The organism is Acinetobacter sp. YH01009 (assembly GCF_013420765.1).
Lineage (GTDB): Bacteria > Pseudomonadota > Gammaproteobacteria > Pseudomonadales > Moraxellaceae > Acinetobacter > Acinetobacter amyesii.
This window is the reverse complement of sequence record NZ_VOYE01000006.1, coordinates 39,158-51,941: the sequence shown is the minus strand read 5'-3', so window position 1 is coordinate 51,941 and position 12,784 is coordinate 39,158. Positions and strand designations below refer to the sequence as shown.

At 42.8% G+C, this 12,784-nt stretch carries 23 protein-coding genes; all 23 read left to right on the top strand.

Features of this window, described 5'->3' with window-relative positions:
• Window positions 1–753 (top strand): 30S ribosomal protein S3, encoded by a 753-nt coding sequence (gene rpsC / locus FTT76_RS07890; RefSeq protein WP_078189277.1) that lies wholly within the window; start codon window positions 1–3, stop codon window positions 751–753.
• A 3-nt stretch (window positions 754–756) separates the two neighbouring features.
• A complete protein-coding gene (gene rplP / locus FTT76_RS07885) occupies window positions 757–1,170 on the top strand; it encodes a 50S ribosomal protein L16 (protein WP_068909575.1) in 414 nt (137 codons plus the stop codon).
• Window positions 1,170–1,367, top strand: coding sequence for a 50S ribosomal protein L29 (rpmC, locus tag FTT76_RS07880; protein ID WP_005012982.1), 198 nt, complete (start codon window positions 1,170–1,172; stop codon window positions 1,365–1,367). Before rplP ends, rpmC begins: the two co-directional genes overlap by 1 nt.
• Window positions 1,364–1,621 (top strand): 30S ribosomal protein S17, encoded by a 258-nt coding sequence (gene rpsQ / locus FTT76_RS07875; RefSeq protein WP_078189275.1) that lies wholly within the window; start codon window positions 1,364–1,366, stop codon window positions 1,619–1,621. Before rpmC ends, rpsQ begins: the two co-directional genes overlap by 4 nt.
• An 89-nt stretch (window positions 1,622–1,710) precedes the next feature.
• Window positions 1,711–2,079 (top strand): 50S ribosomal protein L14, encoded by a 369-nt coding sequence (gene rplN / locus FTT76_RS07870; protein ID WP_005012978.1) that lies wholly within the window; start codon window positions 1,711–1,713, stop codon window positions 2,077–2,079.
• 9 nt (window positions 2,080–2,088) lie between these two features.
• Complete coding sequence (gene rplX, locus FTT76_RS07865) at window positions 2,089–2,406, top strand: 50S ribosomal protein L24 (RefSeq protein ID WP_078189274.1); 318 nt, start codon at window positions 2,089–2,091, stop codon at window positions 2,404–2,406.
• Window positions 2,407–2,421: 15 nt separating this feature from the next.
• On the top strand, window positions 2,422–2,958 hold the full coding sequence (rplE, locus tag FTT76_RS07860) for a 50S ribosomal protein L5 (protein ID WP_067762907.1): 537 nt from the start codon (window positions 2,422–2,424) through the stop codon (window positions 2,956–2,958).
• 9 nt (window positions 2,959–2,967) lie between these two features.
• Complete coding sequence (rpsN, locus tag FTT76_RS07855; RefSeq protein WP_067762906.1) at window positions 2,968–3,273, top strand: 30S ribosomal protein S14; 306 nt, start codon at window positions 2,968–2,970, stop codon at window positions 3,271–3,273.
• Between the two features lie 12 nt (window positions 3,274–3,285).
• On the top strand, window positions 3,286–3,681 hold the full coding sequence (rpsH, locus tag FTT76_RS07850) for a 30S ribosomal protein S8 (RefSeq protein WP_078189273.1): 396 nt from the start codon (window positions 3,286–3,288) through the stop codon (window positions 3,679–3,681).
• A gap of 13 nt (window positions 3,682–3,694) precedes the next feature.
• On the top strand, window positions 3,695–4,228 hold the full coding sequence (gene rplF / locus FTT76_RS07845) for a 50S ribosomal protein L6 (protein WP_078189272.1): 534 nt from the start codon (window positions 3,695–3,697) through the stop codon (window positions 4,226–4,228).
• Between the two features lie 14 nt (window positions 4,229–4,242).
• The gene (gene rplR / locus FTT76_RS07840; protein WP_067762903.1) at window positions 4,243–4,593 is read left to right on the top strand and encodes a 50S ribosomal protein L18; all 351 of its coding nucleotides are present in this window, start codon (window positions 4,243–4,245) and stop codon (window positions 4,591–4,593) included.
• 2 nt (window positions 4,594–4,595) lie between these two features.
• Window positions 4,596–5,093: a 30S ribosomal protein S5 gene (gene rpsE / locus FTT76_RS07835; protein ID WP_067762902.1), complete on the top strand. Its 498-nt coding sequence runs from the start codon at window positions 4,596–4,598 to the stop codon at window positions 5,091–5,093.
• 6 nt (window positions 5,094–5,099) lie between these two features.
• Window positions 5,100–5,276, top strand: coding sequence for a 50S ribosomal protein L30 (gene rpmD, locus FTT76_RS07830; RefSeq protein WP_005012961.1), 177 nt, complete (start codon window positions 5,100–5,102; stop codon window positions 5,274–5,276).
• Window positions 5,277–5,279: 3 nt separating this feature from the next.
• Window positions 5,280–5,720, top strand: coding sequence for a 50S ribosomal protein L15 (gene rplO / locus FTT76_RS07825; protein ID WP_078189271.1), 441 nt, complete (start codon window positions 5,280–5,282; stop codon window positions 5,718–5,720).
• Window positions 5,721–5,765: 45 nt separating this feature from the next.
• Complete coding sequence (gene secY / locus FTT76_RS07820; protein ID WP_171263746.1) at window positions 5,766–7,085, top strand: preprotein translocase subunit SecY; 1,320 nt, start codon at window positions 5,766–5,768, stop codon at window positions 7,083–7,085.
• Between the two features lie 20 nt (window positions 7,086–7,105).
• Entirely contained in the window at window positions 7,106–7,222 is a 117-nt protein-coding gene (rpmJ, locus tag FTT76_RS07815) for a 50S ribosomal protein L36 (protein ID WP_000867907.1), read from the top strand.
• Between the two features lie 107 nt (window positions 7,223–7,329).
• Window positions 7,330–7,686 (top strand): 30S ribosomal protein S13, encoded by a 357-nt coding sequence (gene rpsM, locus FTT76_RS07810; RefSeq protein WP_078189269.1) that lies wholly within the window; start codon window positions 7,330–7,332, stop codon window positions 7,684–7,686.
• 19 nt (window positions 7,687–7,705) lie between these two features.
• Window positions 7,706–8,092: a 30S ribosomal protein S11 gene (gene rpsK, locus FTT76_RS07805; RefSeq protein ID WP_001040166.1), complete on the top strand. Its 387-nt coding sequence runs from the start codon at window positions 7,706–7,708 to the stop codon at window positions 8,090–8,092.
• A gap of 12 nt (window positions 8,093–8,104) precedes the next feature.
• Window positions 8,105–8,731 (top strand): 30S ribosomal protein S4, encoded by a 627-nt coding sequence (rpsD, locus tag FTT76_RS07800; RefSeq protein ID WP_078189268.1) that lies wholly within the window; start codon window positions 8,105–8,107, stop codon window positions 8,729–8,731.
• Window positions 8,732–8,748: 17 nt separating this feature from the next.
• Complete coding sequence (locus FTT76_RS07795; protein WP_004650465.1) at window positions 8,749–9,756, top strand: DNA-directed RNA polymerase subunit alpha; 1,008 nt, start codon at window positions 8,749–8,751, stop codon at window positions 9,754–9,756.
• A gap of 18 nt (window positions 9,757–9,774) precedes the next feature.
• Window positions 9,775–10,140, top strand: a complete 366-nt coding sequence (gene rplQ, locus FTT76_RS07790; protein WP_005012953.1) for a 50S ribosomal protein L17 — start codon at window positions 9,775–9,777, stop codon at window positions 10,138–10,140.
• 216 nt (window positions 10,141–10,356) lie between these two features.
• Entirely contained in the window at window positions 10,357–11,847 is a 1,491-nt protein-coding gene (locus FTT76_RS07785; RefSeq protein ID WP_180190367.1) for an NAD(P)/FAD-dependent oxidoreductase, read from the top strand.
• A gap of 133 nt (window positions 11,848–11,980) precedes the next feature.
• Entirely contained in the window at window positions 11,981–12,778 is a 798-nt protein-coding gene (locus FTT76_RS07780) for an alpha/beta fold hydrolase (RefSeq protein ID WP_257235057.1), read from the top strand.
• The last annotated feature ends 6 nt before the right edge of the window (window positions 12,779–12,784 follow it).

The following is a 12,784-nucleotide window of genomic DNA, read 5'->3' as shown; positions in this document are numbered from 1 at the left end:
ATGGGTCAGAAGGTTCATCCAATCGGTATCCGCCTAGGTGTTGTGAAACGTCATAACGCTAACTGGTATGCGAATCCGAAACAATATGCTGAATATTTGCTAAAAGATCTTCAAGTTCGTGAGTTTTTAACTAAAAAACTTAAGAATGCGATGGTAAGCAATATTCTTATCGAACGCCCTACAGGCGCAGCTAAAGTAACTATTAGCACTGCACGTCCTGGTATCGTGATCGGTAAAAAAGGCGAAGACATTGAGAAATTACAACGCGAATTAACAGCCATTATGGGTGTTCCTGCGCAAGTAAGTATCAACGAAATCGATCGCCCAGATTTAGACGCTCGTTTAGTTGCTGAAGCAATCGCTTCTCAATTAGAAAAACGTGTAATGTTCCGTCGTGCTATGAAGCGTGCGGTTCAAAACTCTATGCGTGCTGGTGCTAAAGGTATCAAAGTAGAAGTTTCAGGCCGTCTAGGTGGTGCTGAGATTGCTCGTACTGAATGGTATCGTGAAGGTCGTGTACCTCTTCATACTCTTCGTGCTGACATCGACTATGCTACTATGCGTGCTGAGACTACTTACGGTACGATCGGCGTTAAAGTATGGATCTTCCGTGGTGAGATCTTGGGCGGCATGAAACAAGTCATGAACCCAGCTCCAGCTGAAGAACGTCCAGCTAAACGTGGCCGTGGTCGTGGTGAAGGTCAAGAGCGTCGTGGTCGTCGCAATGATCGTTCTGCTGAAAAAGGAGAATAATCCATGTTACAACCTAAACGTACTAAATTCCGTAAAGTGCAAAAAGGCCGTAACACTGGTCTAGCACATCGCGGTAGCTCAGTATCTTTTGGTACTATTGCACTTAAATCAGTTGAACGTGGTCAAATGACCGCACGTCAAATTGAAGCAGCGCGTCGTACAATCAGCCGTCGTATTAAACGTGGTGGTAAGATCTTTATCCGTGTTTTCCCAGACAAACCAATTACTGAAAAACCATTAGAAGTTCGTATGGGTAAAGGTAAAGGTTCTGTGGAATACTGGGTTTGCCAAATCAAACCAGGTAAAGTCTTGTACGAAATTGATGGTGTTAACGAAGAACTTGCTCGCGAAGCGTTTACGCTTGCTGCTGCAAAACTTCCGTTTAAAACCACTATCGTGACTCGGACGGTAATGTAATGAAAACTAATGATCTACGTGAAAAGTCGGTAGAAGAGTTGACAGCTTTGCTTGATGAGCAACAGCTTAACCAATTCCGTCTTCGTATGGCGAAAGCAACTGGTCAATTGGGTAAATCGCACGAAGTTGCGCTTACTCGTAAGACAATTGCTCGTATTAAGACCCTCCTTACCGAAAAACAGGGGAACGGACAATGAGTGAACAAACAGTTCGCACGTTAACCGGTAAAGTAGTTAGCGACAAGATGGACAAGTCTATCGTTGTTCTTATCGAACGCCGCGTTCAACACCCGTTGTATGGCAAATCAATCCGCCGTTCAACTAAATTACACGCTCATGATGAAAATAATGTTGCTAAAGTTGGCGACGTAGTAAGCATCAAAGAAAGCCGCCCAATTTCTAAAACTAAGTCTTGGACTTTAGTTGAAGTTGTTGAAGCTGCTGCTGAGTAATTAAACGTTCTTGCATCATCGGTCAATTTCGAGTACTCTTTGAGCCTTTCGAAATTGCGACCGGTGATGCTCGGTTTTGGAGTAGGGCAATGATTCAAACCGAAAGTATGCTCGACGTAGCAGACAACAGTGGTGCTCGCCGCGTACAATGTATTAAAGTACTTGGTGGTTCACATCGTCGTTATGCTTCTGTTGGCGACATTATTAAAGTTACTGTAAAAGAAGCTATTCCACGTGCACGTGTTAAAAAAGGTGACGTGATGAATGCTGTAGTTGTACGTACAAAATTCGGCATCCGTCGTGCAGATGGTTCAGTTATTCGTTTCGACGATAACGCAGCTGTTATTTTGAACAACAACAAAGCGCCGATTGCAACTCGTATTTTCGGACCAGTGACTCGTGAACTTCGTACTGAACAGTTCATGAAAATTATTTCATTGGCTCCTGAAGTTCTATAAGAGGCACTCATGGCTAAGATTAAAAAGGGCGATCAAGTAATTGTGATCGCAGGTAAAGAAAAAGGCAAACAAGGTACTGTTTTGTCTGTTTCAAATGACCGTGTTAAGGTTGAAGGCCTTAACTTGGTAACGAAGCATCAAAAGCCTAACCGAGCTACTGGCGCTGAAGGCGGCATCGTAACTCAAGAAGCTGAGCTTCATATCTCTAACGTGGCAATTTTTAATGCTACAACCCAAAAGGCTGACCGTGTTGGTTACCAAGTGATTGAAGGCGTGAAAACTCGCGTATTCAAATCTAATGGTGAATCAGTGGCGGTAGCGAAGTAATAGGTTGACTAGGCAATGGCCAGACTTAAAACGCGTTACAACGACGAACTTAAGGCTCAATTAAAAGAAACATTGGGCGTTAAGAATGTGATGGATATTCCTCGCATTACAAAAATCACCATCAACATGGGTGTTGGTGCTGCATCAGCTGACAAGAAATTGTTAGATGGCGCTCTTTCTGATATGCAAGCAATTGCTGGTCAAAAACCAGTACTTACTTTAGCTCGTAAATCTATCGCTGGTTTCAAAATCCGTGATGGTTGGCCGATCGGCTGTAAAGTTACTTTACGCGGCGAACGTATGTACGAATTCTTAGACCGTTTGATCTCTATCGCGATCCCTCGTATCCGTGACTTCCGTGGTTTCTCTGCGAAATCATTCGATGGTCGTGGTAACTACTCAATGGGTCTTAAGGAACAAATCATGTTCCCTGAAATCGATTTTGATAAGATTGATCGTATTCGTGGTATGGACATTACCATCACTACGACTGCTCGCACCGATGACGAAGGCCGTGCGCTTATGCGTGCATTCGGCTTCCCGTTCAAATAAGAGGTCGATATGGCTAAGAAAGGTATGATTAATCGCGAATTGAAACGCGAAGCTACTGTTGCTAAATACGCTGCGAAACGTGCTGAATTAAAAGCAATTATCGCAAACGTTAATGCATCAGACGAAGAACGTTTCGAAGCGATGATGAAATTTCAAGCATTACCACGTAATGCGTCTCCAGTACGTCTACGTAACCGTTGTGGTTTAACTGGTCGTCCTCATGGTTACTTCCGTAAGTTCGGCTTAAGCCGTAACAAATTACGTGAAACAGTAATGCAAGGTGATGTACCGGGCGTTGTTAAGGCAAGCTGGTAAGGAGCACTATAAATGAGTATGCAAGATACCGTTGCCGACATGCTAACACGTGTTCGTAACGCACAAATGGCAAAGAAACAAACTGTTTCTATGCCAAACTCAAAGTTGAAAGTTGCGATTGCTAACGTACTTCAACAAGAAGGTTATATCGCTGATGTAGCTGTTGCTGACAATGAAGGCAAAGCGACTTTAACGATTACTTTAAAATATTTCGAAGGCAAACCAGTTATCGATACTGTGAAACGCGTAAGCCGTCCTGGTCTACGTCAATATCGCGGTAAAGATGCACTTCCTAGCGTTAAGCAAGGTTTAGGTATTGCAATTGTTTCTACAAGCAAAGGCATCATGACTGATCGCGCTGCACGTGCTGCAGGTATCGGTGGTGAAGTTATTGCTTTTGTTTCTTAATAGGTGATTCCTCATGTCTCGTGTGGCTAAAGCCCCAGTAACTGTACCTAACGGTGTTACAGTTACTCAGAACGGCCGGCAGGTCGAAGTGAAAGGCAGCAAAGGTACATTGTCTTTCAACCTGCATGCGCTGGTCGAGCTAAAACAGGAAGACGGTACTCTAGTTATTGCTCCTAAAGCTGAATCTAAAGATGCTTGGATGCAAGCTGGTACTGCTCGCGCTGTGCTTAACAACCTTGTAAAAGGTGTTAACGAAGGTTTCGAACGTAAGTTACAGCTTATCGGTGTTGGTTATAAAGCTGCGGTTAAAGGTAACATTGTTAACCTTAACCTTGGTTTCTCTCACCCGATCGACTACAACCTTCCTGAAGGTGTAACTGCAGAAACTCCTACTGCAACTGAAATTGTACTTAAATCTGCTGATAAAGCTAAATTAGGTCAAGTTGCTGCAGAAATCCGTGGTTACCGTCCGCCAGAGCCTTATAAAGGTAAAGGTGTTCGTTATTCTGACGAAGTTGTACTTCGTAAAGAAGCTAAGAAGAAATAAGGCGCGAGGTTCTTATGAACGAAAAGAAACAATCCCGTTTGCGTCGTGCGAAAAGCACACGCTTGCACATCCGTGCATTGGGTGCGACTCGTTTGTGTGTAAACCGCACTCCGCGTCACATCTATGCTCAAGTTATCTCTGCAGATGGTGGCAAAGTATTAGCGCAAGCTTCTACTTTAGACGCTACTCTACGTGCTGGTACTACTGGTAACGTTGAATCGGCTCAGAAAGTTGGTGCTTTAATTGCAGAACGTGCTAAAGCGGCTGGTGTAACTAAAGTTGCATTTGACCGTTCTGGTTTCAAATATCATGGTCGTATCAAAGCCTTGGCTGATGCTGCTCGTGAAAACGGCTTGGAGTTCTAATCATGGCTAAAGTTGAACAAAACGAAGGTCTTGTTGAAAAGCTGGTTGCCGTTGATCGTGTAGCCAAAGTTGTTAAGGGTGGTCGTATCTTCTCTTTCACAGCATTAACTGTTGTGGGTGATGGTAATGGTCGCGTAGGTTTTGGTCGTGGTAAAGCACGTGAAGTTCCAGCTGCTATTTCTAAAGCACTTGAAGCTGCTCGTCGCAACATGATTACTGTTGACCTTGTTGACGGTACTGTTCAGCACCCTATCAATGCTCGTCACGGTGCAAGCCGCGTTTACATGCAACCTGCTTCTGAAGGTACTGGTGTAATTGCTGGTGGCGCTATGCGTGCAGTTTTAGAAGCTGTAGGTGTACGTAACGTATTAACTAAGTGTTATGGTTCTACTAACGCTGCTAACGTAGTAAACGCAACTTTTAACGGTTTGCGTGATATGACTTCTCCTGAGAAAGTTGCTGCGAAACGTGGTTTATCAGTAGCACAAATTCAAGGGTAATCAATCATGAAAACGATTAAAGTTACCCAGACTAAATCTTCATCGCACCGCTTGAAAAATCACAAGCTTAGCCTTAAAGGTTTAGGTCTGCGTCGTATTGGTCATACAGTTGAAGTGCAAGATACGCCTTCTAACCGTGGTATGATCAACCAAGTTTACTATATGGTTAGTGTAGAGGAATAAGCCATGACTCTGCGTTTAAATACAATTGCACCTGCAGAAGGTGCTAAGCGTGACAACCTTCGTTTAGGCCGTGGTATCGGTTCTGGCGTTGGTAAGACTGGTGGCCGTGGTGTCAAAGGTCAAAACTCACGTAAGAGCGGTGGTACACGTCCTGGTTTCGAAGGTGGTCAAACTGCGTTATACCGTCGTTTACCTAAATTCGGTTTCACTAGCCAAATGGCTTTGAAAACTGCTGAAGTACGTTTATCAGAACTTGCTAAAGTTGAAGGCGACATCGTGTCTCTTGAAACTTTAAAAGCTGCTAACGTTGTACGTAAAGATATGTTGCGTGCACGCATCGTACTTTCTGGTGAAATTACTCGTGCATTCACTGTTCAAGGTGTTGCATTGACTAAAGGCGCTAAAGCTGCTGTTGAAGCTGCTGGCGGTAAAGTCGAGGAGTAATCCCCAGTGTCTATGACTCCTAGTTCGACAGGTCATGTTAACATGATGAAAGGCCAACCTTTTCATGTGAAATATCGTGAAATTATTCGCCGTATGATGTTCCTCATCGGGGCGTTGTTGGTTTTTCGACTGGGAGCACATATTCCAGTACCGGGCATTAACAATGCCGCACTAGAGAATCTGTTTAATGCAAACCAAGGTACGATCCTTGGTTTGTTTAACATGTTCTCAGGTGGTGCATTAGAGCGTATGTCAATTCTTGCTCTTGGGATTATGCCGTATATCTCTGCATCGATTATCGTGCAGTTAATGTCTACGGTTGTTCCTTCGCTGGAAGCTTTAAAGAAAGAAGGCGAACAAGGTAAGCGTAAGATCAATCAATATACGCGACAAGGCACATTGTTTCTTGCACTTGTGCAAGCCGTTGGGATGTGTGCAGGTCTGATTAGTCAAAATATTACTTTGACTAGTGGACTTGCTTTTTACGTTCCTGCTGTAACTTCTTTGGTTGCAGGTACAATGTTCCTGATGTGGTTAGGTGAGCAAATTACTGAGCGTGGAGTAGGGAATGGTATTTCCATGATCATCTTCGCTGGTATCGTTGCTGGTTTGCCGAACTTGGTTCTGCAATCTTTAACCTCAGTAGATAATGGCCAATCAAGTTTAATTGGTCTTGCAATCTTTGCATTGCTATCTGTTGCAGTGTTAGCAGCAATTGTGTTTATTGAGAAGGCGCAGCGTCGCATTCCAGTAAACTATGCTCAAAAACAGCAAGGTCGTCGTGTATTTACTGCTCAGCAAACACATTTGCCATTAAAAATTAATATGGCGGGTGTGATTCCTGCAATTTTTGCGAGTTCATTGCTATTGTTCCCAGCGAGCTTAGGGCAATGGGTTGGCAGTGCAGACCCAAATGCTGGCGTGATTAAACGTGGCCTACAAGATTTGGCACTCGTATTGTCGCCGGGTCAACCGATGTATTTGGTGCTATTTGGTGCATTAATTATCTTCTTCTGTTACTTCTATACTGCGCTAGTATTTAGTCCGAAAGAAGTGTCAGAGAATTTAAAACGTAGTGGTGCTTATGTACCGGGTATTCGTCCTGGTGAGCAAACTGCACGCTATTTAGATCATATTTTGAATCGTTTGACTTTTATTGGCGCGGTTTATATCACAATCATCTGTTTAATGCCGATGATTCTACAAAGCTCATTTGGTATTCCATTTAGCTTAGGTGGTACGTCTTTACTGATCGTAGTGGTGGTGGTGATGGACTTTATGGCTCAGCTCCAAGCTCATCTCACATCGCATCAATATGACAATCAATCGTTAATGCGTAAAACGACTGCTCATCCGAAAGGATAAGCGCACTTAGAGGTTTCATTATGAAAGTTCAAGCTTCTGTAAAGAAAATTTGTGGTAGCTGTAAAGTTATCCGTCGTAATGGGGTTATTCGCGTAATTTGCAGCGCAGAACCTCGTCATAAGCAGCGTCAAGGTTAATCTGATCAAGACCTGTTGATTTCAGTAGGCTAATTAGGTTATTATCCGCCCCTCAAAGATTTTGTCGGGCGGTTGATTATCTTAACTGCCTTTTTGGAGAAAATTGAATGGCTCGTATTGCCGGTGTAAACATTCCGGATAACAAGCATGCTGTTATCTCTCTAACGTACATTTTTGGTATTGGTCGCCACACTGCAAAAGCTATCTTAGCTGCTGCTGGTATTGCACCAACAACTAAAATTCGTGAATTAGATGACGCTCAGCTTGATGCGATTCGTGCAGAAGTTACTAAGGTTCCTACCGAAGGTGATTTACGTCGCGAAATTTCCATGAACATTAAACGTTTAATGGATTTAGGCTGCTACCGCGGTCTTCGTCATCGTCGCAGCTTGCCTGTCCGTGGTCAACGCACCAAAACTAACGCACGTACCCGTAAAGGTCCGCGCAAACCTATTAAGAAATAAGATTTCTGGAAGCTAAAAGATGGCTAAAGATACTCGCACACGCAAGAAGGTCACTCGTACCGTCTCTGAAGGTGTTGCACACATTCACGCTTCTTTTAATAACACCATTGTGACTATTACCGATCGTCAAGGTAATGCACTGGCTTGGGCTACCTCTGGTGGACAAGGCTTCCGTGGATCACGTAAATCAACTCCGTTTGCTGCTCAGGTAGCTGCTGAAGTTGCTGGTAAAGCTGCTTTAGATTACGGTTTGAAAAACTTGGACGTCCTTGTAAAAGGTCCTGGTCCAGGTCGTGAATCTGCGGTTCGTGCTTTAGGTGCAGTGGGTTATAAAATTAACAGCATTACCGATGTGACGCCAATCCCGCACAACGGTTGCCGTCCACCTAAAAAACGTCGCGTGTAAGGAGAAACATTCATGGCTCGTTATATTGGTCCAAAATGCAAACTCTCTCGCCGCGAAGGGACAGACCTGCAATTAAAATCTGGCGTTAAACCATTTGACGTCAAAACAAAAAAAGCTGCTAAAGCACCTGGCCAACATGGTGGCGCTCGTGGCGGCAAACAATCTGAGTACTCACTACAATTACGTGAAAAACAAAAAGTACGTCGTATGTACGGTGTTTTAGAGCGTCAATTTAGTAACTACTACAAAGAAGCTGCTCGTGTTAAAGGCGCAACAGGTGAAAACTTGTTGAAACTTCTTGAAAGCCGTCTAGATAACGTTGTTTATCGCATGGGTTTTGGTTCTACACGTGCAGAAGCTCGTCAGCTTGTATCTCACCGTTCAATCACTTTAAATGGTCGTCGTGTTAACATCGCGTCTATCCAAGTTAAAGCTGGTGACGTTGTTGCAGTTCACGAAGGTGCTAAACAACAATTGCGTATCAAAAACGCAGTTGAGTTAGCGACTCAACGTGGCATTCCAGCTTGGATTGAAATTGATCATTCTAAATTGGAAGGTACGTTCAAAGCTGCACCAGATCGTTCTGATTTACCTGCTGAAATCAACGAAAGCTTGATTGTAGAATTGTATTCTAAATAATCCTTGAGGTAGCAATAATGACGCGTACTGCAAATGAGTTTCTAACTCCGCAAGCGATCAAGGTCGAAGCGGCAAGCGGGACCTCGGCAAAAGTTATTCTAGAACCATTAGAGCGTGGCTTTGGTCATACTCTTGGTAATGCTTTACGTCGTATCCTTTTGTCTTCTTTACCTGGCGCAGCCGTGGTTGAAGTAGAGATTGAAGGTGTCGAGCACGAGTACAGTACTTTGGAAGGCTTGCAGCAGGACATCGTCGAGCTCTTGCTGAACCTAAAAGGATTGTCTATTAAGCTGTTCGATCAAAATGAAGCTTATCTGACATTGGAAAAACAAGGTCCTGGCGACGTTACAGCCGCTGACCTTCGTTTACCACACAATGTTGAAGTGGTTAACCCTGAACACTTGATCGGTACTTTAAGTGCTTCTGGCTCATTAAAAATGCGCCTGAAAGTTTCTCAAGGTCGTGGTTATGAGACTTCTGATTCACGCTTCCCTGAAGGCGAAACTCGCCCAGTGGGTCGTTTACAATTAGATGCTTCTTACAGCCCAATCAAACGTGTGTCTTACACAGTGGAAAACGCTCGTGTAGAACAACGTACTGACCTTGATAAATTGATCATTGATCTTGAAACCAACGGTACTGTTGATCCTGAAGAAGCAATCCGCAAAGCGGCAACAATCTTGCAACAACAAATTGCAATTTTTGTTGATCTTCAGAAAGATCAAGCACCAGTTGCTCAAGAACCTCGTGAAGAAGTTGATCCGATTTTGCTTCGTCCAGTAGATGATCTAGAGCTTACTGTTCGTTCTGCTAACTGTTTGAAAGCAGAAAATATTTACTACATTGGCGATCTTGTTCAACGTACTGAAGTTGAGTTGCTTAAAACTCCTAACTTAGGTAAAAAATCGTTGACTGAGATTAAAGATGTTCTGGCATCGAAAGGCTTGCAATTGGGCATGCGTTTAGAGAACTGGCCACCGGCTAGCCTCCGCATGGACGATCGCTTTGCTTATCGTAGCCGTTAATTAAGTAGGACTATCACCATGCGTCATCGTAATAGTGGTGTGAAATTAGGCCGTACAAGCAGTCATCGTAAAGCGATGTTCCAAAACATGGCTAATTCTTTGTTCGAACACGAGTTAATTAAAACTACTGTTCCTAAAGCAAAAGAATTACGTCGTGTTGCTGAGCCTTTAATCACTTTAGCTAAAGTCGATTCTGTAGCAAACCGTCGTTTAGCGTTTGCTCGTACTCGTTCAGCTGCAACTGTTGGTAAATTATTTACCGTTCTTGGCCCTCGTTACAAAGAACGTAACGGCGGTTATCTACGTGTTCTTAAAGCGGGCTTCCGTGCAGGTGATGCTGCACCGATGGCTTACGTTGAGCTAGTAGATCGCGAAGTTAACTAATTTCGTGAAGAGCAGCGTACGTTGTTCTAAAAAAGGTCGGTTTTTAACCGACCTTTTTTAATGCCTGCAGTTTTGTATTGGCTGTATATTGTTAGACAATAATTCAATTTGTCCTTAAAAGATAAAAATAAATCGCCTTTTGCTTAAACTTGACATTATACATTGTCAAAAATGTGATTTAATAAATATAAATCTAAGATAGGTTAAAAGAACAACATGGAAAAACAAGTTGATATTCTCATTGTAGGTGCAGGGATCTCTGGTGTAGGTTTGGCTGCTCATCTTTCAAAAAATTGTCCAAATCGTTCATTTGAAATTATTGAACGACGTGAAAGTTTCGGTGGTACATGGGATCTTTTTAAATATCCGGGTATTCGTTCTGATTCGGATATGTCAACTTTTGGCTTCAATTTTAAGCCGTGGAAAAAATCTAGTGTGCTTGCTGATGGGTCTTCGATTAAAGGCTATCTTTCTGAAGTGATTGATGAATATAAGATTAAAGAAAAAATTCATTTTCAGCACCGTGTTGTGAGTGCGAACTACGATTCACAAACTCGTAAATGGTCTGTTGTTATTGAAGATGCGAAGAAGAAACAACAAACCTGGGTTGCAAATTTCGTCTTTGGCTGTACGGGTTATTATAATTATGACCAAGGTTTCCAACCTGAGTTTAAAGGGCAGGAAAACTTTAAAGGTACCTTCATTCATCCACAACATTGGCCTGAAAATTTTAATTATGCAGGCAAAAAAGTTGTGATTATTGGTAGTGGCGCAACAGCAATTACCCTTGTGCCAGCAATGGCAAAAGGCGGTGCAGGGCATGTGACTATGCTACAGCGCTCTCCGACCTATATTGCCTCAGTACCTTCTATTGACATCATTTACGACAAAATGCGTAAAGTATTACCTGAAGATGTTGCTTATAAACTTACCCGTGCACGAAATATCGGTGTCCAACGGGCTGTTTATGCTGTTGCACAAAAGCAACCTAAATTACTCCGTAAATTTTTATTAAAATCAATTGAGTTGCAGTTGAAAGGTAAAGTGGATATGAAGCACTTTACCCCAGATTACAATCCTTGGGATCAGCGCCTTTGTGTGGTGCCAGATGGTGATTTGTTTAAAATTTTACGCGAAGGCCGTGCATCTGTTGAAACCGATCAAATTGAAAGTTTTACTGAAAATGGCATTCAATTAAAATCAGGTAACCATTTAGAAGCGGACGTGGTGATTTCAGCTACAGGACTCAACATTCAAATTCTAGGCGGGATCAGTGCCACAATCGATGGACAGCCACTGAATACCTCTAAGCATATGTTGTACCGTGGCGTGATGGTCAGTGATGTACCAAATATGGCGATGATTATTGGCTATATTAATGCTTCATGGACTTTAAAAGTCGATATTGCTTCTGAATACATCTGTAAATTGATTAACTATATGGATCAAAATGGTTACAACCAAGTGATTCCACAAGGTGATGCGACCGAGTTGTTAGAAGATACCGTGATGGGAAGTTTGACTTCAGGCTATATTGCACGTGCAGCAGATGTGATGCCAAAACAGGGTAAACATGCACCGTGGAAAGTCAGCAATAACTATTTGGCAGATCGTAAAGAATTAAAGCATGCTTCATTTGAAGATGGAGTGCTGAAATTTGAAAAAAAGTCTGATCAACTAGCGACTAAACCCAGATTAGTTTCTTAAGTCAGTGACATAAAAAAGGAGCATCATGCTCCTTTTTTTGCTTTAGATATGTGACTTTAGGGTTTTATTTGATGCGCTTTATTTGTTGAAAAATATATGATGTTGAAAACAAGGAAAAGCACACAGGGTTAATGTGAATATTCAAGAACATTCAGAATTTATAAAATTAAATGATTATGAGTTATATACTAAAGCTTGGCAGCCTGAAACAGCAGATAAAGATGTAACTTTGGCTCCGATTATATTGATGCATGATTCACTGGGTAGTGTGGATTTGTGGCGTGATTTTCCTGCGCAATTGGCTGCTGAGTCTGGTAGAACGGTAATTGCCTATGATCGATTGGGTTTTGGCCGATCAACAGTGAATCCTGATCCATTAAGTACTGATTTTGTCTATGCCGAAGCACAGCAGGGCTTTAAGGCGGTTCTTCAACATTATTCCATTCAACAGTTTATTGTGATGGGGCATAGTGTCGGCGGGGGAATGGCAGTCGTCATTGCCACTACATACCCTGAACAATGTCGAGGCCTAATTACCATAGCAGCACAGTATGAAGTGGAAGAACTGACATTGTCGGGTATACGTGAAGCCAAAACAGGGTTTGAGCAGCCGGGACAGCTTGAGCGCTTGGCTAAATACCATGGGGATAAAGCCCAATGGGTTTTGGATGCTTGGACTGAAACTTGGCTCTCACAGAGTTTTCGTCAATGGAACCTTGAGCATTATGTTGGAAAAGTACAGTGTCCAAGCTTGGTCATCCATGGAGAACTGGATGAATACGGGACGACAGCACAAGCTCAGAAACTTTTTTCGGGCATACAAGGCGATGCTGAGCTAGAGATTTTGGATGGGCTTCATCACATGCCGCATAAAGAGCAACCAGCTTTGGTCTCTGCATTAATCTGTGATTTTGTGAATGATTTAAGTTGATATCGA

What these genes read in the sequence shown, in the direction of transcription:
- FTT76_RS07795 (WP_004650465.1), top strand. Translation starts at nt 8,749, where the DNA reads ATGACGCGTACTGCAAATGAGTTTCTAACTCCGCAAGCGATCAAGGTC.
- rpmD (WP_005012961.1), top strand. Translation starts at nt 5,100, where the DNA reads ATGAAAACGATTAAAGTTACCCAGACTAAATCTTCATCGCACCGCTTG.
- rpsD (WP_078189268.1), top strand. Translation starts at nt 8,105, where the DNA reads ATGGCTCGTTATATTGGTCCAAAATGCAAACTCTCTCGCCGCGAAGGG.
- rpsH (WP_078189273.1), top strand. Translation starts at nt 3,286, where the DNA reads ATGAGTATGCAAGATACCGTTGCCGACATGCTAACACGTGTTCGTAAC.
- rplQ (WP_005012953.1), top strand. Translation starts at nt 9,775, where the DNA reads ATGCGTCATCGTAATAGTGGTGTGAAATTAGGCCGTACAAGCAGTCAT.
- rpsE (WP_067762902.1), top strand. Translation starts at nt 4,596, where the DNA reads ATGGCTAAAGTTGAACAAAACGAAGGTCTTGTTGAAAAGCTGGTTGCC.
- rpsN (WP_067762906.1), top strand. Translation starts at nt 2,968, where the DNA reads ATGGCTAAGAAAGGTATGATTAATCGCGAATTGAAACGCGAAGCTACT.
- rpmJ (WP_000867907.1), top strand. Translation starts at nt 7,106, where the DNA reads ATGAAAGTTCAAGCTTCTGTAAAGAAAATTTGTGGTAGCTGTAAAGTT.
- rplP (WP_068909575.1), top strand. Translation starts at nt 757, where the DNA reads ATGTTACAACCTAAACGTACTAAATTCCGTAAAGTGCAAAAAGGCCGT.
- rpmC (WP_005012982.1), top strand. Translation starts at nt 1,170, where the DNA reads ATGAAAACTAATGATCTACGTGAAAAGTCGGTAGAAGAGTTGACAGCT.
- rplR (WP_067762903.1), top strand. Translation starts at nt 4,243, where the DNA reads ATGAACGAAAAGAAACAATCCCGTTTGCGTCGTGCGAAAAGCACACGC.
- rplE (WP_067762907.1), top strand. Translation starts at nt 2,422, where the DNA reads ATGGCCAGACTTAAAACGCGTTACAACGACGAACTTAAGGCTCAATTA.
- rpsQ (WP_078189275.1), top strand. Translation starts at nt 1,364, where the DNA reads ATGAGTGAACAAACAGTTCGCACGTTAACCGGTAAAGTAGTTAGCGAC.
- rplN (WP_005012978.1), top strand. Translation starts at nt 1,711, where the DNA reads ATGATTCAAACCGAAAGTATGCTCGACGTAGCAGACAACAGTGGTGCT.
- rplF (WP_078189272.1), top strand. Translation starts at nt 3,695, where the DNA reads ATGTCTCGTGTGGCTAAAGCCCCAGTAACTGTACCTAACGGTGTTACA.
- secY (WP_171263746.1), top strand. Translation starts at nt 5,766, where the DNA reads ATGAAAGGCCAACCTTTTCATGTGAAATATCGTGAAATTATTCGCCGT.
- FTT76_RS07785 (WP_180190367.1), top strand. Translation starts at nt 10,357, where the DNA reads ATGGAAAAACAAGTTGATATTCTCATTGTAGGTGCAGGGATCTCTGGT.
- rplO (WP_078189271.1), top strand. Translation starts at nt 5,280, where the DNA reads ATGACTCTGCGTTTAAATACAATTGCACCTGCAGAAGGTGCTAAGCGT.
- rplX (WP_078189274.1), top strand. Translation starts at nt 2,089, where the DNA reads ATGGCTAAGATTAAAAAGGGCGATCAAGTAATTGTGATCGCAGGTAAA.
- rpsK (WP_001040166.1), top strand. Translation starts at nt 7,706, where the DNA reads ATGGCTAAAGATACTCGCACACGCAAGAAGGTCACTCGTACCGTCTCT.
- rpsC (WP_078189277.1), top strand. Translation starts at nt 1, where the DNA reads ATGGGTCAGAAGGTTCATCCAATCGGTATCCGCCTAGGTGTTGTGAAA.
- rpsM (WP_078189269.1), top strand. Translation starts at nt 7,330, where the DNA reads ATGGCTCGTATTGCCGGTGTAAACATTCCGGATAACAAGCATGCTGTT.